The 22,980-nt window shown below is 59.8% G+C and carries 26 protein-coding genes; 17 read left to right on the forward strand and 9 right to left on the reverse strand.

Features of this window, described 5'->3' with window-relative positions; translation table 11 throughout:
- The first annotated feature begins 45 nt into the window (after positions 1-45).
- The 3 genes from B5F19_RS00150 to B5F19_RS00160 are packed head-to-tail and all read left to right on the forward strand — an operon-like array spanning position 46 to position 2,429.
- Positions 46-1,092: an MqnA/MqnD/SBP family protein gene (locus B5F19_RS00150; RefSeq protein WP_087236124.1), complete on the forward strand. Its 1,047-nt coding sequence runs from the start codon at positions 46-48 to the stop codon at positions 1,090-1,092.
- 5 nt (positions 1,093-1,097) lie between these two features.
- Positions 1,098-1,847, forward strand: coding sequence for an ABC transporter permease subunit (locus B5F19_RS00155; protein WP_087286299.1), 750 nt, complete (start codon positions 1,098-1,100; stop codon positions 1,845-1,847).
- A gap of 3 nt (positions 1,848-1,850) precedes the next feature.
- Positions 1,851-2,429 carry an ABC transporter ATP-binding protein gene (locus tag B5F19_RS00160; protein WP_087286301.1) on the forward strand — a complete coding sequence of 193 codons (579 nt, stop codon included), beginning with the start codon at positions 1,851-1,853 and terminating at the stop codon, positions 2,427-2,429.
- A gap of 89 nt (positions 2,430-2,518) precedes the next feature.
- Here the strand turns inward: B5F19_RS00160 and B5F19_RS00165 are convergent, their stop codons facing one another.
- The 8 genes from B5F19_RS00165 to ahpC all read right to left on the reverse strand — a co-directional run bounded on the left by B5F19_RS00165 (position 2,519) and on the right by ahpC (position 8,525).
- Positions 2,519-3,205, reverse strand: coding sequence for a DUF2249 domain-containing protein (locus B5F19_RS00165; protein ID WP_087236128.1), 687 nt, complete (start codon positions 3,203-3,205; stop codon positions 2,519-2,521).
- On the reverse strand, positions 3,202-3,846 hold the full coding sequence (locus B5F19_RS00170; protein WP_087286305.1) for a GNAT family N-acetyltransferase: 645 nt from the start codon (positions 3,844-3,846) through the stop codon (positions 3,202-3,204). The genes B5F19_RS00165 and B5F19_RS00170 overlap by 4 nt, the downstream gene beginning before the upstream one ends.
- A gap of 29 nt (positions 3,847-3,875) precedes the next feature.
- Positions 3,876-4,196, reverse strand: a complete 321-nt coding sequence (locus tag B5F19_RS00175) for a hypothetical protein (protein WP_087286308.1) — start codon at positions 4,194-4,196, stop codon at positions 3,876-3,878.
- A gap of 11 nt (positions 4,197-4,207) precedes the next feature.
- Complete coding sequence (locus B5F19_RS00180) at positions 4,208-4,906, reverse strand: class I SAM-dependent methyltransferase (RefSeq protein ID WP_087236135.1); 699 nt, start codon at positions 4,904-4,906, stop codon at positions 4,208-4,210.
- A gap of 142 nt (positions 4,907-5,048) precedes the next feature.
- The gene (locus B5F19_RS00185; protein ID WP_087236137.1) at positions 5,049-5,471 is read right to left on the reverse strand and encodes a flavodoxin; all 423 of its coding nucleotides are present in this window, start codon (positions 5,469-5,471) and stop codon (positions 5,049-5,051) included.
- A 42-nt stretch (positions 5,472-5,513) separates the two neighbouring features.
- A complete protein-coding gene (locus tag B5F19_RS00190; protein ID WP_087236139.1) occupies positions 5,514-6,065 on the reverse strand; it encodes a DUF3793 family protein in 552 nt (183 codons plus the stop codon).
- Between the two features lie 273 nt (positions 6,066-6,338).
- Positions 6,339-7,958, reverse strand: a complete 1,620-nt coding sequence (locus tag B5F19_RS00195; RefSeq protein WP_087286311.1) for an FAD-dependent oxidoreductase — start codon at positions 7,956-7,958, stop codon at positions 6,339-6,341.
- A gap of 3 nt (positions 7,959-7,961) precedes the next feature.
- Positions 7,962-8,525, reverse strand: coding sequence for an alkyl hydroperoxide reductase subunit C (gene ahpC / locus B5F19_RS00200; RefSeq protein ID WP_087236143.1), 564 nt, complete (start codon positions 8,523-8,525; stop codon positions 7,962-7,964).
- A 311-nt stretch (positions 8,526-8,836) separates the two neighbouring features.
- Between ahpC and B5F19_RS00205 the strand changes: the two genes are divergently transcribed.
- The 11 genes from B5F19_RS00205 (at position 8,837) to B5F19_RS00255 (ending at position 19,094) form a co-directional block, all read left to right on the forward strand.
- A complete protein-coding gene (locus B5F19_RS00205) occupies positions 8,837-9,412 on the forward strand; it encodes a class I SAM-dependent methyltransferase (protein ID WP_343219409.1) in 576 nt (191 codons plus the stop codon).
- Between the two features lie 38 nt (positions 9,413-9,450).
- Positions 9,451-9,966: a hypothetical protein gene (locus B5F19_RS00210; RefSeq protein WP_087286313.1), complete on the forward strand. Its 516-nt coding sequence runs from the start codon at positions 9,451-9,453 to the stop codon at positions 9,964-9,966.
- Between the two features lie 12 nt (positions 9,967-9,978).
- Positions 9,979-10,794 (forward strand): methyltransferase domain-containing protein, encoded by an 816-nt coding sequence (locus B5F19_RS00215; protein ID WP_087238578.1) that lies wholly within the window; start codon positions 9,979-9,981, stop codon positions 10,792-10,794.
- Positions 10,795-10,808: 14 nt separating this feature from the next.
- Entirely contained in the window at positions 10,809-11,468 is a 660-nt protein-coding gene (locus B5F19_RS00220; protein WP_204248276.1) for an L-2-amino-thiazoline-4-carboxylic acid hydrolase, read from the forward strand.
- Positions 11,469-11,483: 15 nt separating this feature from the next.
- Positions 11,484-11,741 carry a helix-turn-helix transcriptional regulator gene (locus B5F19_RS00225; protein ID WP_087286315.1) on the forward strand — a complete coding sequence of 86 codons (258 nt, stop codon included), beginning with the start codon at positions 11,484-11,486 and terminating at the stop codon, positions 11,739-11,741.
- Between the two features lie 214 nt (positions 11,742-11,955).
- The gene (locus B5F19_RS00230; protein WP_087286688.1) at positions 11,956-12,216 is read left to right on the forward strand and encodes a DUF6110 family protein; all 261 of its coding nucleotides are present in this window, start codon (positions 11,956-11,958) and stop codon (positions 12,214-12,216) included.
- Between the two features lie 57 nt (positions 12,217-12,273).
- Positions 12,274-14,382: a heavy metal translocating P-type ATPase gene (locus B5F19_RS00235; protein WP_087286318.1), complete on the forward strand. Its 2,109-nt coding sequence runs from the start codon at positions 12,274-12,276 to the stop codon at positions 14,380-14,382.
- Between the two features lie 57 nt (positions 14,383-14,439).
- Complete coding sequence (locus tag B5F19_RS00240; protein ID WP_087236158.1) at positions 14,440-14,670, forward strand: hypothetical protein; 231 nt, start codon at positions 14,440-14,442, stop codon at positions 14,668-14,670.
- Between the two features lie 182 nt (positions 14,671-14,852).
- Positions 14,853-15,470 carry a TetR/AcrR family transcriptional regulator gene (locus tag B5F19_RS00245; RefSeq protein ID WP_087286321.1) on the forward strand — a complete coding sequence of 206 codons (618 nt, stop codon included), beginning with the start codon at positions 14,853-14,855 and terminating at the stop codon, positions 15,468-15,470.
- Between the two features lie 59 nt (positions 15,471-15,529).
- On the forward strand, positions 15,530-17,323 hold the full coding sequence (locus tag B5F19_RS00250; RefSeq protein ID WP_087286324.1) for an ABC transporter ATP-binding protein: 1,794 nt from the start codon (positions 15,530-15,532) through the stop codon (positions 17,321-17,323).
- A 16-nt stretch (positions 17,324-17,339) separates the two neighbouring features.
- Complete coding sequence (locus tag B5F19_RS00255; protein WP_087286327.1) at positions 17,340-19,094, forward strand: ABC transporter ATP-binding protein; 1,755 nt, start codon at positions 17,340-17,342, stop codon at positions 19,092-19,094.
- Between the two features lie 33 nt (positions 19,095-19,127).
- On the opposite strand, the gene B5F19_RS00260 is transcribed toward B5F19_RS00255, so the two are convergent.
- Positions 19,128-20,087, reverse strand: a complete 960-nt coding sequence (locus B5F19_RS00260; RefSeq protein WP_087286331.1) for an AraC family transcriptional regulator — start codon at positions 20,085-20,087, stop codon at positions 19,128-19,130.
- 189 nt (positions 20,088-20,276) lie between these two features.
- Between B5F19_RS00260 and B5F19_RS00265 the strand changes: the two genes are divergently transcribed.
- From B5F19_RS00265 to B5F19_RS00275, 3 genes are read left to right on the forward strand one after another with little or no spacing between them, the layout of a single operon-like run.
- Complete coding sequence (locus tag B5F19_RS00265) at positions 20,277-20,879, forward strand: MptD family putative ECF transporter S component (RefSeq protein WP_087286334.1); 603 nt, start codon at positions 20,277-20,279, stop codon at positions 20,877-20,879.
- Positions 20,876-21,568, forward strand: a complete 693-nt coding sequence (locus B5F19_RS00270) for an energy-coupling factor transporter transmembrane component T (RefSeq protein ID WP_087286337.1) — start codon at positions 20,876-20,878, stop codon at positions 21,566-21,568. Before B5F19_RS00265 ends, B5F19_RS00270 begins: the two co-directional genes overlap by 4 nt.
- Entirely contained in the window at positions 21,565-22,947 is a 1,383-nt protein-coding gene (locus B5F19_RS00275) for an ABC transporter ATP-binding protein (RefSeq protein ID WP_087286343.1), read from the forward strand. The genes B5F19_RS00270 and B5F19_RS00275 overlap by 4 nt, the downstream gene beginning before the upstream one ends.
- Positions 22,948-22,980: the final 33 nt, after the last annotated feature.

The raw sequence follows: 22,980 nt of genomic DNA on the forward strand, positions 1-22,980 counted from the left end.
ACCCCTCCGACACAAAATGATGAACATTTAGAAAGGAACAACGGTATGAAAAAATTGCTCTCTCTGCTCTGTGTCCTGTCCCTGTCTGCCGCGCTGCTGGCAGGCTGCTCCACCGCCGGGGATGCCGGCACCTCGGAAACGCCCGGTTCGAGCAGCACGCCATCCGACGTGACAGAGATGGCCGATCCGATCGACGTCAACGTGATGGCCCTGAAGGGCCCCACCGCAATGGGCATGGTGGAGTTCATGAATGAAGCGGACAGTGGAACGATCACAGACAACAACTATCACTTTAATATCACCGCCGCCACCGATGAGGTGTCTGCCGCCCTGGCGCAGGGGACCACGGATATCGCCGCCGTCCCCGCCAACCTGGCTTCTGTCCTTTACAACAACACCGAGGGCGGCGTGCAGGTGCTGGCCATCAATACGCTGGGCGTGCTTTACATTGTGGAGAGCGGAGACACGGTACACTCCGTGGAGGACCTCCGGGGCAAGACCATTTACGCCAGCGGCAAGGGAAACACACCGGAGGCCGCCCTGAATTATGTGCTGACCCAGAACGGTATCGACCCCTCCGCGGATGTGACCATTGAGTGGAAAAGCGAGCAGGCCGAGTGCCTTTCCGCCCTGATGGCGGAGGAGAACGCCATCGCCATGCTGCCCCAGCCCTTCGTCACCACCGCCCAGGCCCAGAGCGAGAGCCTGCGGGTGGCGCTGGATCTGACGGAGGAGTGGGATGCCCTTCAGGCTGACAGCGAGACGCCCTCCACCCTGGTCACTGGCGTGGTGGTGGCCCGGACCACCTTTGTAGAGGAGCATCCGGAGGTGGTATCTGCCTTCCTGGACCACTATCAGGAGTCGGTGGACTATGTCAACTCCAATGTGGAGGAGGCCGCCCAGCTGGTGGGCCAGTATGAGATCGTCACCGCCGAAGTGGCACAGAAGGCCCTGCCGGAGTGCAACATTGTTTTCATTGAGGGAGCCGAGATGAAGGAGAAGCTGTCCGGCTATCTGTCGGTTTTGTTCGAGCAGAATCCTCAGTCCGTGGGCGGCGCCCTGCCTGACGACGCCTTTTACTTCAGCCGCTGACTTTCATGAAAGGCCGCCGAACCATACGGGCCTGGGCTGTAATCTTTTGGTTGCTCCTGTGGCAGGCAGGCGCCATGGCCATCGATCAGCGCATCATCCTGGTCTCTCCCCTCCGTGTGCTGGCGCGGCTGACGGAACTGATCCCCACGCTGGATTTTTGGGGCGCCATCTGGTATTCCCTGGTGCGCATCACAGCGGGTTTCCTGCTTGGAACAGCGGCCGGAGTTGTGCTGGCGGCTCTGTCCGCCCGGTTCCGCCGGGTGGAGGAGCTGCTGGCGCCAGCCCTCCTGGCCATCAAGTCCATTCCGGTGGCCTCCTTTATCATTCTGGCGCTGATCCTGTTTTCCTCCAGGAATCTGGCGGTGCTGATCTCCTTCCTGATCGTCCTGCCGGTCCTCTATACCAATCTGTTGAGCGGCATCCGGGCCGCAGATCCGCAGCTGCTGGAGATGGCTCGGGTGTTCCGGATCCCCACACTCCGCAGTATCCGCTATGTGTATCTGCCACAGGTGCTCCCTTACTTTCGGTCGGCCTGCGGCTCCGCTCTGGGCCTGTGCTGGAAGTCCGGCATCGCTGCCGAGGTCATCGGTATGCCAGACGGCTCCATCGGCGAACAGCTCCAGCAGGCCAAGATCTACTTGAACACGCCGGATCTGTTCGCCTGGACGCTGGTGATCGTGCTGGTGAGTCTGGTCTTTGAAAAGGTATTCCTGATCCTTCTGAAGTGGGGAGAACGCGCCCTGGAGAGGATGTGAGCCATGCAGGATATTGTGATCCGGGGCCTGTGCAAGGCCTTTGACGGGAAACAGGTCCTCCGGGACTTTTCCGCCGCTCTGCCGGCGGGACAGGTCACCGGACTCATGGCCCCCTCCGGTGCGGGCAAGACCACCCTGCTGCGGATCCTCATGGGACTGGAGACGCCGGACCGGGGGACCATCACGGGCTTGGAGGGCCTGCGCCTGAGCGCGGTGTTCCAGGAGGACCGGCTGTGCGAGAACCTGAATCCGGTCTCCAATCTCCGCCTGGTGACCCCGGCTTTGAGCCGGACGGCGGCTGCAGAGGCTCTGGCGGCCGTGGGACTGACGGACTGTCAGCGCCAGCCCGCCCGGGAGCTGTCCGGCGGGATGCGCCGCCGGGTGGCCATTCTCCGGGCCCTGTTGGCAGAGTACGACCTGCTGTTCCTGGACGAACCCTTTAAGGGCCTGGATCAGGAGACCAAGGAGATCGTTATGGCGGATACCCGCCGCCGGTGCGCCGGAAGGACGGTGCTGTTCGTCACCCACGACCCGGCGGAGCTGGAGGCCTTGGGCGCTGTGCAGCGGCTGGAGCTGTCCTGAACCCCCGACGTGCCGGCAAGGGTACAACAAAAGCAGAAAAGCAGAAAAAGTGGATGCCGGAAGGGCATCCACTTTTTTCATGACGCGGCTCAAAGAACCGTTACCTCCGCGTTCTTCTCACCGAATTTTTCACGCAGCATCTGGCAGATCCGGGGCCGCTCCGCCCCCTGTTTTTCCTGCTGCTTGATCAGCTTATAGGCTTGGAACAGAGTGGAGGGACCGATCTCCGAACTGAAATAACCGATCCCCTGGTTCCAGGCCAGCAGCTCAAACACATCGTCCAGGGCCGCTGACTCCACCCCGCAGGCATAGGCTTTGATCAGCTCTCTTGTGGCCTGCCGCATCCGTCCGGCGCCCACGGCGTTGGCCAGGGAGAGGAGCAGCCGCATTTCATAAGGCAGCGTCCGCTTTTCGCTCTGCCAGGTCAGCGACCAGAAGTCCGCCGCGATCCGGCCCAGCTCCTCGTCGATCATGGGATAGTTGAGCAGGGCCAGGGGCTTGAAGGGCGTATCCTCCCCGCCGTCCTTTTTCTCCACACGGCAGAACGAAACATGAAATTCAGCCGGCCCGGCCTGCTCGGTATGGTGTTCAAACCCAAGGGCCTCCATGGCGGCATAGAGCGGGTGGGGCTCAAAGGTCTGGATGACGGTGAAGCCCTCGCCTACTTCCAGTCCCATTGCTTTCTGCTTCAGGCCCGGGAAAAAGTTCCCCTGCAGATGGCGTACATCGACGACCTGGAAGTTGGGCGCCTGATCTTTCCAATTTTCGTAACTCATGCGCTGTCTGCCCCCTTGATTCGGTATTCATAGATAATGGTCCGGTTTTCGGAGCCATCCCGGAACGGCGTTTCGGCCACCCTCGCAAAGCCGCGCTTCTCATAAAATTCCCATGACGCCAGCGTATTGGTCAGCAGACGCACGGTGTCCGCACCGTCAGCCCTGGCTCTGGACAGAAACTGTGTGACCAAGGCCGTCCCAAGCCCTTTCCGATAGGCTGCTTTGGACGCAAGCGCCACAAGCTCCAGGTCGCAGGCTCCGAAGGTCTTGCTGTCCCGCTCCTGTAATTGGGAGGAGAAATGATCCCATTGTTTCTGAAAACGCTCCGACATTTTATAACGCTTCAAATAGTATTTGAGAAACATCCTGCACCACAAGCCATAGTGCCTTTTGCACCTATATCGGTTTGCCAAAGTTCGGTCGAAGGCTTTGTCGTATTTCCCGCAAACGAACCCCACGACCTGCCCATCCTCCGCCTCCGCAACAAAGGTGAAGTTGCATTTTTCAATCAAGACCTGGGCATAATCCCGCAACAGGAGCTTGTCGCAATGATCTATAGGGGCCGTAAAAAAGCCTTCATACAGGCACTCACCGCAGGCCGCGGCGTCTCTTTCTGCGTATGGACGGATCGTAAACACCATGATCGTGCTCCCCGTATGTGAGTCTTACTTCAGTTATTCCGAAACGGTTGCCACTCGAATGTCCACTTCCCGCCCTCTTTCAAGACGAGTTGGGGAGACTGTTCTGTCAGCAAGGTGCGGTTAAATTCAGATTGAACATCCGCTGGAAGTTTGGAAAACCCCTCCGGGTCAAAGTGACGGAACAGGTCTCCCCAGGTGGAGTCTGCTGCCGGCGTGAATCCTTCCGTTGCCGCAGGTCCCTCCAACGGGGACGGTGACTCGCTTTCTGCATCCCCGTGATTCATCATCCCGCAGCCGGTTAGCAGGCAAAAGATAGCAAGCGCAGCCAGAACCGTTTTCCACCGTTTCAAAACAATCCCCCCTATTCAGCGGTTCCCAGTCCTGTTCCTGGATATCTCCCGTGCAGGCGTCCTTCACTCCTGCTCTGCGCGGTGATCCGTTCCGCCGGTGTCCACCGGCAGGCGGCGCAACAAAGGGGCAGCACACGGCCGCCCAGCAGTGCGTGCTCCACCACCCAGAAATCGTGCATGGACAGATAGGAGACAAACTCTCCAGCGTTCCAGCGGTGGTAAACATGGAAACCGGTTCGCTCCATACACCAGGTGCGAAGCCTTGCCAGCCGCCCTCCGCCGTGGACAAAGGTAGGGGCAAACAACCATCCGCCCGGCTTCAGAACCCGCTGGATCTCCCGGAGCACGCGATCCGGCTCCGGCAGGATGTGCAGGGCATTGGCGATGACCACCGCGTCGAAGGACTCCGGCGCGTAGGGCAGATGGGCGGCATCCTGGACAGAGAAGTGGAGGCGTGAGGAGCCGATCCGCTTTTTCGCCTCCTGGATCATAGCGGGAGCGGCGTCCGTGGCCTCCCAGAGCCGGACATAGGGCGAGAGCGGAAAGGACAGCTGCCCCGTGCCGCAGGCCAGCTCCAGCACGTTCATATCCCGGGAGAGATGGGGCCGGATCCGCTCACACACCGCCGCGTACAGCGGTGCGGAGCGGTCCATGGACCTGGTATAATGCCGGGCAGTCTTCTGCCAAAAAGCCAATTCAGATTCCTTCATGGTGCGATGCCTCTTTTGTGGTTAGTATCTGCTAACCATAAGATACTACAACCCGCAAAAGATTGCAAGTCCCCGCGAGGAGCAAATGTGTTGAGAGAAACGAGTAGATGACCATGAAGGATGCCGGCGCCTCTCTGTTTTCTCAGGCGAGGGCCGCGCCCAGGGCCCGGCAGGCCGACAGGGCCTCCTCATCCGGAGCCTCGTTGCAGATCACGCTGTCACAGACGAGGTTTGCCCCGTCGTCGTTGCACCGGGCCTCCCAGCTGCGCATCCATTCGCCGTCGCCCCATCCGTAGGAACCGAACAGGGCGATGCTCTTCCCGCTCAGCCGGCCCTCACAGGCGGTAAACATGGGCTCAAACTCACTCTCCTCCAGCTGCTCCGACCCCATGGAGGGGCAGCCAAAGGCAATGGCGTCATACTCGCTGACCTGCTCGGGGGAAAACTCGGAGGCGGTGAGCAGGGACACCTCGGCCCCCTTTTCCTTGGCACCTTCCACGACCGCCGCGGCCATGGCCTCGGTGTTGCCGGTGCCGCTCCAATAAACAACTGCGATTTTGCTCATAAGAATCAACAACCTTTCTGATTTACTTGGATTTGGAAAACATCAGCCAGCTACCGTGAGCTGCTCGATGGACTTCCCCTGTTCCCACTGCTGGGAATAGATTTTGCTGCATTTTTTGTACCTTCGAAAGATACACTTGGCCGCTTGTTCATCACCGTAGACCTTCCAGCAGCCAACGCACTTGTGATTGCACGCTTTATTGAGAATGAAACCCAGGACATCCTCCGGCGGATAGCTGAGAAACAGGCCGATCTCATGGGGGAATTCTCCGTCCGACCGCAGACGTTGGATCAGGTGGATCACACACCGGTTGGAATCTTCCGGCGTATAACCATATTGCAGGAGCAGTCCCCTGGAACAGTGATCTGCCAGATCACACTCCAGCGCATTGGGCCGGTAGACATAGATAAGGGCACGGCCTTTCTGAACTCTCAGCGGCAGGGCGCGGATCCCCTTGGGGACCAGCTTCCTGTTCAAGCGGCATAATTCTTTTGTCAGTGCGGCTTTGCAGGGGCAGGCGCAGGAAAACAGGTTTCCGGTTTTGATCCCTGCCAAAGTCGGGGCGCAGTGGCGAATGACCAGGTCTTCTGACATAAGCTTTATCCCCCGAAAAGAAATGGACTTTCTGTTTGACGCTGTGCGATATTCACGTCAAAGCAGTTTTTTATGACTGTTATGAGACTGTGGCTTCTCATGGTGTAAGAACCAATATGCGAGCTTTTTAATCATCTGACAGATCGCGCAGATGACAGCACAGAACAGCAAAGCGGCCAAGCCATATCCCAAAGACTGTACTGCCTCGTTCATCGTACCGCCTCTTTTCTAATCTTCTCCGCGCAATATTGATGATGGGTACCGCTGGCTCCGTTAAGTCAGCAATTCCAACAGTTGCCGGATGCTCTTCTTGCCAAAGGAGACCTGCTCCCCGCTGTTGACCACCAGGCAGGGGACGCTCATGACCTGGTACTTTTCCCGCAGGTCGGGAAAGTGGTTCAGGTCGTAGACCTGGGCGGTGATGTTCGGATTTTCCGCGGCAACACGCTGGGCGGCGGTCACCAGTTCTGGGCACATGGTGCAGGAGAGGGACACCAACACCTGAAGATCCATTGTTTTTTGAATGGCATGGATGGCGTTCCGGCTCTCTTCGTCCAAAGCCTGTCCCGGCCCGGCGGCGTTGTAGAGGCCCAGAACGAAGGAGGTGAACTCATGGCCGCCGGGGACGCCGTGGAAGGCAAGGCCCGTCCAGTCGCCGTCCGCCCGGCAGACCCGGACGCAGGGCAGATGGTCCGCACTGGCGGGGTCACCCACTTCAACAGATAATTTCCCGCTCTGGGCCGCCAGCTCATCCATGTATTGCCGCAGTTCGGCGGACAGGGGCGTTTCATCCAGAAACAGACGCAGGATCAATGGCGATGCCATCCGGGCGAACACCGTGTGGAGCTGAGAGAGCATATCCCCGTTAAACAGAGTGCTGCCTGCCTCAGCGGGTGCCGCCGCTTCCTCTGCCCGGCTCACTGGTTGCTGGGGGCGGAGGCCAGTCCTGGCCTGCATGGCGGCGCACAGCCGCTCCAGCTCGGTGGCGGCCAAAGCGCCGTCACCCACGGCGGTGACCACCTGCCGCAGGGGCTTGACACATACGTCCCCGGCGGCATACAGGCCGTCCGCCGTGGTCTTCTGGCTGCGGTCGGTGAGGACATAGCCCTGCTCGTCCAACTCCGCCAGCCCCTGTACCAGTTCCGTGGCTGGCTCATATCCGGCAAAGACGAAGACGCCGAAGGTCTCCCCATCCGCCGCGTGGTGCTTGGTCACCTGGCCGGTTCTTGTGTTGCGATAGCGGATGAACCGCAGGGCGGTGTCACCGGACACCTCTTCCACCACTGTGTTGGTGAGGACGGTGATCTTCTCGTGGTTCCGGGCGGCATCCGCCGTGGCTTGGGCGCAGGTGAATCCGTCGCCCCGGATCAGAATGGTCACGTGGCGGGCGTACTTGGTAAGGAACACGCTCTCCTCGGCGGCCGCGAAGCCGCCGCCCACCACAAAGACATCCTTGCCGGTAAAGAACTCCCCATCGCAGGTGGCGCAATAGGCAACTCCCCGCCCCCGGAACTGTGCTTCACCCTGGAACCCCACCATACGGGGATGGGCGCCGGTGGCCAGCAGGACGCCGAAGCACTTCAAATCGCCACGCCCAGTGCGCACAGTCTTCACATCACCGCTCAGATCCAGTTCGGTGACCTCCGCCAGGAGGAATTCCGCACCGAAGGACTCGGCCTGTTTCCGCATCGTTTCCGTGAGCGCGGCGCCGCTGGTTCGCTCCACCCCGGGGAAATTGACCACTTCTGCGGTAATGGTGATCTGCCCGCCGAAGTGGTTCTTTTCCACGACCACGACCCGGTAGCGGGCCCGGGCCAGATAGAGGGCGGCGGTGAGTCCCGCCGGCCCTCCTCCGATGACCACGACATCGTAGAGATTTTCCATCCGCTCCATGGCTTACAACTGCCCCACCAGATCCAGGCTGGGCTTCAGGGTCTCGGCGCCAGGCTGCCACTTCGCCGGGCACACCTCGTCTCCATGCTCCGCCACGAACTGGCAGGCCTGCACCTTCCGCAGAAGTTCATCGGCATTCCGGCCCACATTGCCGGCGTTGACCTCATAAGCCACGATTTTCCCTTCGGGGTTCACGATGAAGCTGCCCCGCTCGGCCACGCCGTCCGCCTCGATATAGACCTCAAAATCTTTGGCCAGACAATGGGTGGGGTCGGCCAGCATGGGATACTGGATATTCTGGATGCGCTCGGAAGCGTCATGCCACGCCTTATGGACGAAATGGGTATCGCAGGAAACAGAGTAGATTTCGCAGCCGATGGCCTGGAATTTCTCATAGAGATTGGCCAGATCCTCCAATTCTGTGGGGCACACAAAGGTAAAATCGGCAGGATAGAAGAAAAACACGCTCCACTTGCCCAGGATGTCCGCCTTGGAGACAGCTCGGAAAGCGTTGTTCTGGTAGCACTGTACGGTGAAATCGGCAATTTCTTTCTGAATCAGGGACATGGGTGATTCAACCTCCATTCATATTTCTTGCAGTTAGCTGACGCTAACCGTAAAAGAATTATATAGGGTTTTCTATCTCCTTGTCAAGAGGGAGTGCGCACGGCTCTGAATATGTATCGCTCGACTCAATAAAACCGCTTCTATAATAAGTCGGCGGGCTTGATTTTTGCGTTAAGCAAGTGTATACTGCTCTTGGGTTAGTTATTGCTAACCTATTTTGAGGGATGAGGGTGCCTATGGAACTTTTTCGATCTTTCCTTCGCAACACACGAAAACCGGAAGGTTTTCTGGGCAAGTGCATGGTAGCCAGCATGAATTATGCCCATGCCGCCCTGGCGGACTGGGGACTGGGCTGTTTGCCGAAAACAGGTCCCGTCAGGATTGCGGAACTGGGCTGCGGCGGCGGCCGAAACATCCGGGCCCTTCTGCGAAAATACCCTGCCGCAACTGTCACCGCCCTGGACTATTCGGAAATATCCGTGGAAAAGGCCAGAAATATCAATCAGGAAGAACTGCAGGCCGGCCGCTGCCGTGTCATACAGGGAGATGTTTCTCGCCTCCCTTTCGAGGATAGGGCATTTGATCTGGCGACTGCCTTTGAAACGGTATATTTCTGGCCCGGCCCCACGGAGAGTTTCCGGGAGGTGTACCGCATCTTGCGGCCGGGCGGCATCTTTCTGATCGTCAATGAAGTGGACGGAGAAAATCCCCGAGACAGCAGGTGGCTTTCTGTCATTGATGGGATGAAGATATTCAACCGGAGCCAGTTTGTCACCTTTCTCACCGAGGCTGGTTTTTCTAAGGTCATCGTGAAGCGGGATGCGAAAAGACACTGGCTCTGTGTGCTGGCGATCCGGGAGGATGCGGGGTGTTCAGGCAATAAATAACAAGAGAGATCCCTTATGAAAAATGCGGGAGGATTTCTATGAACTGGACGCGCAGCATCTTGGACGGGCTCGCTATGGCGGCCTATTTTAACCTGTTCGCCGCAGCGGCTGCACTGTATAAGCCCCGGCTGATGTTTCCCTGCTATCCGTCCGCCATCATCAAGGCGGCGAACAGGCCGCCTACCAGAGAGGAAAACCGTTTTTACTGGCTTTGGATCTGCTTTGGAGAGCTGCTGCCTCTCCTTCTTTATGGTGCGGTCAGCGCTGTGGAGGGCGGGACAACCGGATTCTGGCGTCTATCCCTGATGGGATACATCCAGTGGATGATGATCAACATAGGCGATCTTCTTTTTCTGGATGTGTGGCTGATCCAGAAAAAAGCGAAAGACCGTTTTGTGATCCCTGGTACAGAGGGACATCCCGGCTATGAGTTCACAGACTGGATGAAGGGCTATGCGCTGCCAGAGCACCTGCTCCAATGGCCGCTGCTGCTGTGCCCGCTCATGGCGGCGGCTCAGGCGGGATTGGGGCTGTTATGGCAAAAGATAGGATAGGAGATGGTTCAAATGAAACAACATCAAAAGCAACAAAAAATAATCCGACTCGGCACCCACGGCGAGGACTACGGAAGCTGGATGTCTAACCCGGTTTTTTACATGATCGGTGGGCTGTTGACCCTGTCGGCGGTGCTGGCAGCGCTATCCTTTTCCATGTTTCATATTGCCGCGCTCGGCATCCTGTTCTCTGTTGCCGCAGCGGCGCTGCTTGCCCTGCTGATCTGGTGTGCATGGATACGGAAACAGTACGCTTTCGGCGGCGGAGGAATGATGGAGCGGGTCCATCAGGTCGTCCTCTCCCATCTGGATTTTGACGGGCAGGGACAACTTCTGGAGGTTGGATGCGGCTCCGGCGCACTGAGCATACGGGCGGCTCTCACCTGGCCGGACGCCCAAATCACCGGCATGGACTATTGGGGTGTGGCCTACGGCTATGGTCAGGCCATGTGCGAGAAAAATGCCGAGAGCGAGGGCGTCGGCTTCAGGTGTGCGTTCCGGCACGGGGATGCCAACAAGCTGGATTTCCCTGATGAGAGTTTCGACGCCGTGGTGAGCAACTATGTCTACCACAATGTAATGGGTGCGGACAAGCAGGCTCTGCTGTTGGAGACCCTGCGGGTGCTGAAAAAGGGCGGCGTCTTTGCGCTCAACGATGACATGAAGCCAAAAATGTACGGGGACATGGATGCCTTTGTCCAAAAGCTGCGGGACATGGGCTATGAGGACGTGCGCCTCATCGACACGGCCACGGAGGTCTTCGGCTCCCGCCGGCGGGCGGGCATGATGATGCTGGGCGACTCCCGGATGCTGGTGGGGCGGAAGTAAGACGGAGGTTTGTCATGACCTATACATATTGTGAAAGGCTGATGTGGGCTGCCATCGCTCCTGCCGCATTTCGGTATCTGGCAAGGCAGGAGTTGGGATGGGATATTTCTGCGTTGAAGCAGCTCTCTAAGCAGATTTACCGGCAAATGGTATCCCGTACCCCGGATATTGGCTCCATGATGGAAAACCCGTTGCGGGTCTGCCTGACTGGTGGAATTCTATGGCTGTCTATCTATAAGGCGGCAGAAGAAAAAATGAGTGAAAAGCGCTTTGAGGGCATGGTAAGTGCCAGTATGCGTTCTCCTCTGGTTGTGGCTGCCTTCCGGGGCAAAGCCAAGACTGCATTTACTTTGAAGGCTCAATATAAGCGAGCAGCGACTGCATCTTTGGCGGATGCAGATAGGAACCCCTTTCAGTGGAATACCGAGGTCATCTTCGGCCGGGATGCAGAGGAATATACGATCCTTTACCACCAGTGCGGTCTGTGTGCCCTGGGCCGACAGGAGGGCCTTCCTCATCTGGTTCCCTATCTATGCGCTCTGGACACGATGTCCGTCGACTGGATGGGTGGGCGGCTCTACCGTACCAAAACACTGGCTACCGGCGGAGACTGTTGTGACTTTTATATCTGCAAAAAGGGTTCCCGTTGGGACAAAGAACGGCAGGGAAAATAGAAAGAGGAAGATTTGATGACGCTTGCGGAGTTTCGCCGGGCCTATCTCACCGCCACTACCGTAAAGGAGGGATTCCGCCGCCTCTACGGTCTGCCGGTCCACACCTGGCTGCGCCAGCGGCGGATGGAACGGGCGGCAGAGTTGCTGCACACGCCCGAACTAAGTCTGGAAGGCGTGGCCAAAGCGGTAGGTTACAGCAGTGTCAGTCAATTTATCGCTGCTTTCAGGCAGCAATATGGGCTGACACCGGGCCAGTATCGCAAAAATGTCTAAACAGGCAACTATTTGACCGATTCAGAGATGTGCTTGAGAAGGATATCTGCTATACTACTTAAATACGCTAAGAGCTAAGCTTGTTTCCGGGGAGGAGATCTTGATGAAACAGCATCGCTTCTGGGCCTGGGGCGCCGTGATCTGCATGGTCATGGTGATGATCACAGGCTACAAACGCAAATAAGTACATAGCAGAAAGGAAGAAACCCTCATGATGAAACACTATGTCAGACTAGCCTGCTTCGTGGGCGGCGCCCTGTTTGGCTCCGTCGGCGTAAAGCTGCTTGCCAGCAAGGACGCCAAGAAGGCCTATACCCACATTACCGCCGCCGGCCTGCGGATGAAGGACAGCGTAATGGAGACCGTTACCTCTGTCCAAGAGAACGCCGCCGACATTCTGGCCGCCGCCAAGGACATCAACGAGGCCCGGGCCGCCAAGGAAGCCGAGGCTCAGGTAGAGGGCCAGGAGGCCTGAAAAACTGCGGAAGGGAGCCGGGAACCGGCTCCCTTTTTCCATAAGGAGAGATTTTTGATGCGAGCGACCATCGTACACGAGAGCCGGGGCCGGATGCGCCTGCGGCTGAGGCAGAAAACTATGTCCCTCCGCCAAGCGGACCTGATGGAGACCTGGCTGAAGGCCCAACCCTGGACGAAAGAGGCGGTCGTCCACGAGCGCACCGGCTGCGTCATTGTGACCTATGCGGGGGAGCGGGAGACTGTCCTCTCCGCCATCGGCGGCTTCACCTGGGCCTGGGCAGAGGGGGCGGTTACCCTTCCCAGCCACAGCACTCGGGCGCTGAACCGGGAATTTCAGGAGAAGCTGGTGGGCAAGGTGCTGATGAAGGGGGCCGCCGCCCTGTTCCTGCCCGCCCCTCTGCGGATCGCCCGGGTAGTCTGGCACATGGTCCCCTTCCTCCGCAAGGGGCTCCGATGCTTGGGGGGGCGGAAAATCAAGGTGGAACTGCTGGATGCCCTGTCCATCGGCATCTCCGTCTGCCGCCGGGACTTTGGAACCGCCGGCACCGTTATGTTCCTGCTGGAGATCGGCGAGCTGCTGGAGGACTGGACGAGGAAGAAGTCTGTGGCCGACCTGGCTGAGAGCCTGTCCCTCCATGTGGACCGGGTGTGGCTGAAAACAGAGGCCGGGGAGGTGCTTACCCCAATCGGACAAATTAGCCCCGGCGACCGGGTGGTGATCCGGGCCGGGGGCGTCATCCCCCTGGACGGCGTGGTGGCGGAAGGAGATGTCACCGTCAACCAGGCCTCCCTCACCGGCGAGTCCGTCCCCGTGGCCAAACACCCAGGCGGCACGGTGTACGCCGGTACCGTGGTAGAGGAGGGCGAGTGTGTTCTGGAGGTGAAACAGGCCTCCGGCCAGGGCCGCTACGACCAGATCGTGGAGATGATCCAGCGGTCAGAGCAGATGAAGTCTGGCGCTGAGGCCAAGGCGTCCAGTCTGGCGGATAAGCTGGTTCCCTACACCTTCGCCGGGAGCCTGCTGAGTCTGGCCCTCACCCGAAACGTGACCCGGGCCCTGTCGGTGCTCATGGTGGACTTCTCCTGCGCCCTGAAGCTGGCCATGCCCCTGGCGGTGCTCTCCGCCATGCGGGAGGCGGGACGGGAGCACATCACCGTCAAAGGCGGCAAATTCTTGGAGGCGGTGGCCAAAGCGGACACCATCGTCTTTGACAAGACCGGCACCCTCACCCACGCCTGCCCCCGGGTGGCGAAGGTCGTCCCCTTCAATGGAAAAGAGGAGGCGGAGATGCTGCGCCTTGCCGCCTGCCTGGAGGAGCACTTCCCCCACTCCATGGCCAACGCCGTGGTGGAGGAGGCCCGCCGCCGGGGGCTGAACCACGAGGAGCGCCACGCCAAGGTGGAATACCTGGTGGCCCACGGCATCGCCAGTTCGGTGGACGGGGAGCAGGTGTGCATCGGCAGCGCCCACTTCATCTTTGAGGATGAAAAGGGGACCATCCCGGAGGGCGAACAGGCCAAGTTTGATGCCCTGCCCCCGGAGTATTCCCAGCTCTATCTTGCCATCGACGGGGTGCTCTCCGCCGTGCTCTGCATCTCCGATCCCCTGCGGGAGGAGGCGAAGGATGTGCTCTCCACTCTGCGGGACTTGGGAGTGAAAAACGCTGTTATGCTCACCGGGGACAGCCCCCGCACCGCCGCTGCCATTGCCAAGGAATTGGGAGTAGACGACTTCCGAGCCGGAGTGCTCCCGGCAGACAAGGCGGATTATGTGGCCGCCCTTCGGCGGGAAGGGCACACCGTCCTCATGGTGGGGGACGGCATCAACGACTCCCCGGCTCTCTCCGAGGCGGATGCGGGTATCGCAATCAGTGACGGGGCGGCTATCGCCCGGGAGATCGCCGACATCACCATCGCCGCCGACAGCCTGTGGGAGCTGGTGCGCCTGCGGCAGCTGGCCATGGCCCTGATGAACCGCATCCAGAACAACTACCGCTTTGTCATCGGCTTCAACGGGGCCCTCATCGGCCTGGGCATAGTGGGTATCCTGCCTCCGGCCACCTCCGCCATGCTACATAACCTGTCCACTCTTGGAGTAAGCCTTCACAGCATGAGCGCACTACCGGTAGCCGGTCAGGCGACAAAGGTGCTGAAGGATCTGTAAAGTTCGGAAGATCCCGCATGAGTTTATTTCCATCATCGACTGAACGGAGGGTTGAATATGAAGAAGGAAATATTCTATCTGATTGGCGCCGTGGCCGGTGCACTGCTGGTGTTGCTGGCAGTACCGCTGGGAAACGCCTATATTGGAAATTATCTTTCGGTTTATGGTGGGATGGACACCCAGAGCTATGTACTGCTTATGCAGAGCGCGGTAACGGGCTTTCAGATCCTGGGCGGTGTTCTTCTGGGACTCTTCGGCGCGGCGTATCTTTTCCGGCGCAAACCGTAAGCAACGATTTTATTCTCGAATGCCCCGGCGTGCAGTTGTACGCCGGGGCATTTCTCATCGTGCTCTTTGGGGAATTTCCTTCCATGTGCTCCGTGGAGAATTTCCTTCCACCTCTTGACAAATGGATCCGACAGCTATACTATAGCATTGTTATATAACGCTGCTATAAGGAGGCTGCCACAATGGAAGAGAACACTCCCACCACATTGGAAAGGATCCAGGAGGCGGCCATGACCGAATTTCTGGACAAGGGCTTTCTGGGGGCCTCCCTGCGGCAGATCGTGAAGAACGCCGGGGTGACCACAGGAGCGCTCTATGGGTATTTTTCCAGCAAGGAGGCCTTATTCGCCTCCATTGTGGAGCCCCACGCCGCCGCCCTCATGGGCCGGTTCATGGAAGCCCAGACCTCCTTCGCCGAGCTTCCTGAGGAGGAACAGGCAAACAGCATGGGTGAGAAGTCCGGGCAATATGTGAATTGGATGGTGGACTACATCTGCCAGCACCGACAGCCGGTCAAGTTGCTTCTCTGCCGGGCGGAGGGTACCAGTTATGAGCACTTCGTCCACAACATGGTGGAGCAGGAGGTAGACTACACCCTTCGGTATATGGATGTCCTTCGCCATCTGGGGCTGGATGTTCCGGAGCTGAGCCGCTCCCTATGCCATATTATTGCCAGCGGGATGTTCAACGGCCTTTTTGAGATCGTGGTCCACGATATGCCCAGGGAGCAGGCACTGCGGGATGTGGAACAGTTCCGAAGCTTCTACACCGGCGGATGGCTGAAATTGATGGGGGGATGATCCCTGTCTTTTTTGATATTGAGTTAGCAATAACTAACTTAGAAGGAGGAGGTTTTTCCATGAAACAGAAGAAAAAGAGCGATGTGGCTGCCCTGCTGGACTACGCGGGGAGCCACAGAGGGCTGACCTTTCTGGGCCTGGCCCTGTCGGGGGTGTCCATGGTGCTGAGCATGGCACCATATATCTGCATCTGGCTGGCAGCCAGGGACCTGATCGCCGTGGCGCCGGACTGGACGGCGGCCCAGAGCGTTACCCGGTACGGCTGGCTGGCCTTCGGAACTGCGTTCGGAGGGATCGTGCTGTACTTCGGCGGACTCATGTGTACCCACCTGGCGGCTTTCCGCACGGCGGCCAACATCCGCAAGCAGGGCGTGGCCCATGTGATGAACGCCCCTCTGGGCTGGTTCGACGCCAACGCCTCCGGCCTCATCCGGGGACGGCTGGACGCGGCGGCGGCCGACACCGAGACCCTGCTGGCCCACAATCTGGCAGACATCGTGGGTACCATCACCCTGTTTATTGCCATGCTGGTGCTGATGTTCGTCTTTGACTGGCGGATGGGCTGCGCCTGCCTGCTGGCGGCGGTGATCTCCATCCTCACCATGTTCGCCATGATGGGGGGCAAGAACGCCCAGATCATGGCGGAGTACCAGGCGGCCCAGGACCGCATGACCAAGGCGGGCACCGAGTATGTCCGGGGCATCCCGGTGGTGAAGATCTTCCAGCAGACGGTGTATTCCTTCAAGGCGTTTCAGCAGGCCATTGAGGAGTACAGCGCCAAGGCCGAGCACTATCAGGCGGACGTGTGCCGGACGCCCCAGTCCATCAACCTGAGCGTCACCGAGGGGGCCTTCGTGTTCCTGGTTCCGGCGGCCCTGTTCCTGGCCCCGGGAGCCCTGGCCACCGGGAGCTTTGCCGGGTTCGTGACAGACTTCGCCTTTTACGCGGTGTTCTCCGCCATCATCTCCACGGCGCTGGCCCGGATCATGTTCGCCTCCTCCGGCATCATGCTGGCCGGCACCGCCCTGGGCCGCATCCGCATGGTCATGGAGGCCCCGGAGCTGAAAGCACCAGAGCGCCCCAGGGCGCCTCAGGGCAGCCGGGTAGAGTTCCGGGACGTGAGCTTCACCTACGACGGGGCAGAGACGCCCGCTCTCAGCCATGTGTCTTTTACAGTAGAGCCGGGACAGACCGTGGCCCTGGTGGGCCCCTCCGGCGGCGGCAAAACCACCGCCGCCAGCCTGATCCCCCGGTTCTGGGACGTGTCCTCCGGCGCGGTGCTTGTGGGCGGCGTGGATGTGCGGGACATGGACCCCCACGCGCTCATGGATCAGATTGCCTTTGTGTTCCAGAACAGCCGGCTGTTCAAGACCTCCATCCTGGAGAACGTCCGGGCCGCAAGGCCAGAGGCCACCCGGGAGCAGGTGCTCGCCGCCCTCATGGCCGCCCAGTGCGGAGACATTCTGGAAAAGCTGCCAAAGGGCATGGACACTGTGATCGGTACAGAGGGCACCTACCTCTCCGGCGGAGAGCAGCAGCGGGTGGCCCTGGCCAGGGCCATCTTGAAAGACGCCCCCATCGTGGTGCTGGACGAGGCCACCGCCTTTGCCGACCCGGAGAACGAGGCCCTGATTCAGAAGGCCTTTGCCCAACTGACGAAGGGCCGCACGGTCATCATGATCGCCCACCGCCTGTCCACCGTGGTGGGGGCGGACAGGATCCTCGTCATGGACCAGGGGCGCATAGTGGAACAGGGCACGCACGAGGAGTTGACTGCCGCCGGCGGGCTGTATGCCAGGATGTGGGCGGACTACAACCGGGCGGTCCAGTGGAAGATCACCAGCGAACGGTGAGAAAGGGGGAAGGGAAATGTTCAGCAAAGCGTTTCAGCGCAAATACGCCCTGACCGACCAGGGCCTGAAAAACACCAAAAGCGGCGCGTTCTGGACCGTCGTCACCAACCTGGTGGTCATGGGCGGCATGGGCATCCTTTACCTGCTGATGGGGGGCTTTATGGGCACCCTGACGGACGGCGCGCCCCTGCCGGGGGCGGCGCTGCCGGCAGTCCTGACCGTGGGGTTCGTCCTGCTGTCCTTTGTGACCCACCTGCAACAGTACCGGGCCACCTACGGCCTGGTGTACGGTGAGGTCAAGACCACCCGCCTGCGCCTGGCGGAGCGGCTGCGGAAGTTGCCCCTGGGCTACTTCGGTAAGCGGGACCTGGCGGACTTAACTGAAACCATCATGGGGGACGTAAACCGGATGGAGCACGTGTGGAGCCATGTGCTGGGATACCTGTACGGGGCCTACATCTCCACTGCCATCATCGCCCTGTGCCTGCTCTTCTACGACTGGCGGCTGATGATCGCCTGCCTTTGGGGTGTGCCGGTGGCCTTTGGGCTGCTGTTCGGCAGCCGGAAAATCGCCGCCCAAAACTCCGAAGTGACAAAAAAAGCCGCCCTTCGGGTCTCAGACGGCATCCAGGAGGCGTTGGAGAACGTCCGGGAGATACGGGCTGCCAACCAGGAGGAGCGGTATCTGGCCGGTCTTTATGAGAAGATCGACCAGCACGAAAAAGTCACCATCCGGGGCGAACTCACCACCGGATTGTTTGTCAATGCCGCCAGCGTGATCATGCGCCTGGGCGTAGCGACTACCATCCTGACGGGAGCCAGCCTGATTTTGTCCGGACAGATCGACTTCATGGTGCTGTTCCTGTTCCTGCTGGTCATCACCCGGGTGTACGCCCCCTTCGACCAGAGCCTGGCTCTTATCGCGGAAATGTTCATCTCCCAAGTATCTGCCGACCGCATCAACGAGATCTACGAAACCCCTATCGCCAAAGGGGCGGAGACCTTCCGGCCTCAGGGCCACGACATTATCTTTGACCATGTGGGATTCGCCTACGATAAGAAACAGGTGCTCCGTGACGTGAGTTTCACCGCAAAAGAGGGAGAAGTCACAGCTCTGGTGGGGCCATCCGGCTCCGGCAAAAGCACCTGTGCGCGTCTGGCCGCCCGCCTGTGGGATATTACGGCCGGCCGCATTACCGTGGGCGGCGTGGACATTTCCACGGTGGACCCGGAGGTACTTCTTACCGACTACTCCATGGTGTTCCAGGATGTGGTTCTCTTTGACGACACGGTGATGGAGAACATCCGCCTGGGCAAGCGTGGCGCTACGGACGAGGAGGTACGCGCCGCTGCCAAGGCCGCCAACTGCGATGAATTTGTGGAGCGGCTCCCCCAGGGTTATGACACGCCCATTGGGGAGAATGGCGCCAAACTCTCCGGCGGGGAGCGGCAGCGGATCTCCATCGCCCGGGCACTTCTAAAAGACGCACCCATCGTCCTGCTGGACGAGGCAACCGCTTCCCTGGACGTGGAAAACGAGACAAAGGTACAGGGGGCCCTTTCCCGTCTGCTTCAGGGCAAGACGGTGCTGGTCATCGCCCACAGGATGCGTACCGTGGCGGGAGCCGACCACATCGTGGTGCTGGATGACGGCCATGTGGCCCAGCAGGGCGCCCCGGCGGAGCTGATGGAACAGGGCGGCCTCTACCGCCGCATGGTGGAGCTCCAGAGCGAGAGCGCCCAGTGGCGGCTGAACGGCGCGGAGGCATAACGCTTTCTGAAACCGGGCAGAAAAGGGCACGGCTCAATCGAGCCGTGCCCTTCTTCGATATTCCAGCGGCGGACAGCCGAATTGCTTGGTAAAGACCGCCGCAAATTTGCTCTGATTCTCGTAGCCCACCTGTTCCGCAATCTCCGCCACCCGCAGGTCCGTGTCCCGCAGCAGCTCCGCCGCCCGGCGCATCCGGGCCTCCCGGAGCCAGACGGAGAGATTTTCCCCGAATACGCCCCGGAAATAGTTCTTCAAGCTGGTCTCCCCGATCTGGAACCGATTTGCCAGTTCCCGTGCTGTGTGATTTTGGCTGAGATCGGATAGGAGAATGGAGCGTACCTCTTTGGCAATGGTCACCTGGGATAGCGTAAAGTACCGGATGCGGGGATGGGGTACATAGGGCTGCCGCCCTAATTCGAGCAGCAGCCGGGCGGAGTTAAGTTTCATCTGCCCTATATCCTCGGTATCCCGCAATGCCCACAACTCGGACAATGTCCCCTGTATGGCAGCAGGGGTCTGAGCAAGATAGAGGTTCTGAGCGGCTTGAAAGTGCCGGATCAGGGCTGTCAAGTCAATACCTGCCTCGAGGAATAGGCAGTAGGGCTCCTGCTCCAGCGCATCCATGTCCAGGAACAACTCTACCCCCTCATAGACGCCGCTGGGGTAACGGTATGCTTCTTTGACCTGCTGGGTCCCCAAGGCCATGATCCCCTGGGAAAGAAAGGCGAACTGCCCGTTGTCCAGATCCACCTCGCACCGGCCATTGAGGCAGAAGTTCAGCAGCAGGATGTTGTCCGTCTCCGTCTGTGCCAGGGGCCAGACCTGGGTATAGATCCGGTTGAAGGATAGGATCGCACCAGGCCCCAGGGGAAAGAAACGCAGGCTCCCGTGTTCCGCCCCATCCAGCGTCATAGTTGCGCTGAGACCGTCCGTATGTACTTCTACGCCGCCGGGAAAGCGGGCAGGCTCAAAGAGTTGCATTAGATGGGACATCAGCAGATCCCCCCTTAATTCATCCTGTTTGGATTGTATCGGATGGGGCAATGACCGTCAATACCGTCGGAGCAACTGAGTGCTGTTTGGAGCTAAAACGACGGTACGGAGTTTGTGGTATAGGGTGTGCTGTGCTATCCTGTCAAATGGTTAGCATCGCCTAACGAGAAAATGATAGGAGGAATTTAAATGACTCAACAAGGAATGGAAGGGAAGCGGAAATTGACGGCAAAGGACGCCATCACGGCCGGCGCGCTGGGCGCGGTCTGTATCGCCATCCGCTTTATCTTTATGCTGGTGGGCGGTATCAGCCCCTATGTGTGGTTCGCCACCCACTTCATTGACGCCATCCTGATTGGCCCGGTGTTCATGCTGCTGGTGGCTAAGATCCAAAAGAACGGCCCCTTCGTCATTACCAGCCTCGTCACGGGTGTTGTCCTGGTGGCTGCCACCTGGATGTTCCCCATCACCGGCCTTGTGGGCGGTATCCTGTGTGAGCTGTGCCTGAAGTCTGGGCAGTTTCGGAAGAAGGGCTGGCTGGTGCTGGGCTTCTTCTGTTTCAACCTGGGGTTCATCGGGGACTTCCTGCCCCTATGGTTCACCAAGGAGAGTTACTTGGAGTACGCCGCCCAGATGATGGACCCCGGCTATATGGCCACCATGGAGGGCCTGCTCACCTGGCCGGTGTTCGGCGTCATCGTCTTGAGTATCCTGGTGGGCTCCGTGCTGGGCGCCCTGCTGGGGATGAAGCTGATGCGTAAGCACTTTGTGAAGGCCGGGTTGGCACAATGAGGACGCGGACTGCCCGCGGTTCCTTTCTGGACCCACGGACCAAAATCCTGATTTGGCTGCTGGCCAATGTGGTGGTGTTCACCTGGGCTCCGGCAGTGTTCCGCATCGCCGTGATGCTGGCCTACTTCGGGCTATTTCTGCTGGAGCGGAAGGGAAAGATGCTGGCGGGCCTGCTGCTTGTCTACCTGGTCATCGTGGCAGTGCAGTTCTGGCTGCTGCCGCTGCTGCCCGGCTCCCTTGCCACGGTCTTTGCCACAGTGACCTATTTCCTTCTGGTCTTTCCCTGCATTGCCGGCGGGGCTTACATCATTGCCACTACCAGCGTCAGCCAGTTTATGGCCGCTCTGGAGCGGTTGGGGGCGCCCCGGAGCTTTTCCATCACTCTGGCGGTGACCCTCCGGTTTCTGCCGGCGCTCCGCCAGGACTTCCGGCATATCCGGGACGCCATGGCCCTGCGCCAGATCCACGGCCTGGAGGAAAAATTGGAGTGTATTTATGTCCCCATGCTTATGGGGGCGGCCCAGACAGCGGAGGAACTCAGCGAGTCCGCCACCGCCCGAGGCATTGAGCACCCGGGAAAAATGTCCTCCTGGCGGCCCATCGGATTCCACATTCAGGATGTGACCGTTGTCCTGCTGTTCCTGGCCCTGTGCTTGGGTGGGATCTGCTGCAAGGGGGTGCTCCCGTGATCACCTTCGACCATGTGACGTACACCTATGAGGGGCAGACGGTGCCCAGCCTTCGGGACTGTTCTTTTACGGTGGAACCGGGAGAACTGATCCTTTTCACCGGCGAGAGCGGGTGCGGCAAGACCACCATCATCAAGCTCATCAACGGGTTGCTCCAGCATGGCGGAAGCGGGACTTTGGAAGGCACCGTCACAGTGGGCGGCCGGGATGTGGCCGGGGCGCCCCTGTGGGAGCTGGCCCAGACCGTGGGCTCCGTGTTTCAGAACCCCAAGTCTCAGTTCTTCAATCTGGACACCACCGGTGAGGTGCTCTTTGGCCTGGAGAGCCGGGGCGCCTCTCAGGAGGAAATGTCCCTGGCCCTGGATTCCGCCGCTCAGGTCTGCGGCGTGGGTCCGCTCCTGGATCGAAATATCTTTGCTCTGTCCGGCGGGGAGAAGCAGCGCATCGCCTGTGCCAGCGCGTGGGCCATGGGGCCGGAGGTGTTTGTGTTGGATGAGCCCTCCTCCAATTTGGACGGAGAAGGCATCCATCAGCTGCGGGACATTCTAAGGCGGCTGAAAGCAGCGGGAAAAACCGTCCTGGTGGCGGAGCACCGCCTGTGGTACGCCGCCGACCTCGCAGACCGGGTGTTCTATCTGCGGGAAGGGCAGCTGGAGCGGATCTACACCGGGGGGGAGTTCCTGGCTTTGCCGGAAGAGAAACGGCGCTCCATGGGTCTGCGGAGTTTGACGGAGGTGCCGCTGCCGGAGCCGCACCCAACAGCGGAAACGGGCGGTCTGACGGTACGAGGCCTTCGGGTTTCCTACGGCGGCAGAGCAGTCTGGCAGGATGTGTCCTTTACCGCACCCCGGGGGCAGATCACAGCCATTACCGGTCACAACGGGGCGGGCAAGACCACTTTGGCCCGGTGCTTGTGCGGTTTGATGAAGGAGCAGGCCGGGACGATCCTGTGGGACGGAAGCCCCTTGGGCCGAAAAGAAAGACGGCGAAAGGCTTTCCTCATCATGCAGGATGTGAACCTCCAGCTTTTTGGGGACAGCGTGCTGGCGGAAGCGAGGCTGGGCGGCACAGCCACAGAGCAGGAGGCCCTGGCCGCGCTGGAGCGGATGAATCTGGCCCAGTACGCCCAGGCACACCCCCTGGCCCTTTCCGGCGGGCAGAAGCAGCGGCTTGCCATCGTGGATGGCTGCCTCAGCGGGAAAGAACTGCTGATTTTCGACGAACCCACCAGCGGGCTGGACCACGCCCACATGCTGGAGGTGAGCCGCCTGCTCCGGGAGCTGGCGGAGCGGGGCCTGTGCGTGCTGGTCATCACCCACGACGGGGAGTTCCTGCGGGAGAGCGGCGCCCGAGCCGTTTCCTGGCTGTCGGAGGAATGACACCATGAGCAACGCCGTAAATTTTCCCGGAGA

The sequence above is a fragment of the Pseudoflavonifractor sp. An184 genome, assembly GCF_002160305.1.
GTDB classification, from domain to species: Bacteria; Bacillota; Clostridia; order Oscillospirales; family Oscillospiraceae; genus Lawsonibacter; species Lawsonibacter pullicola.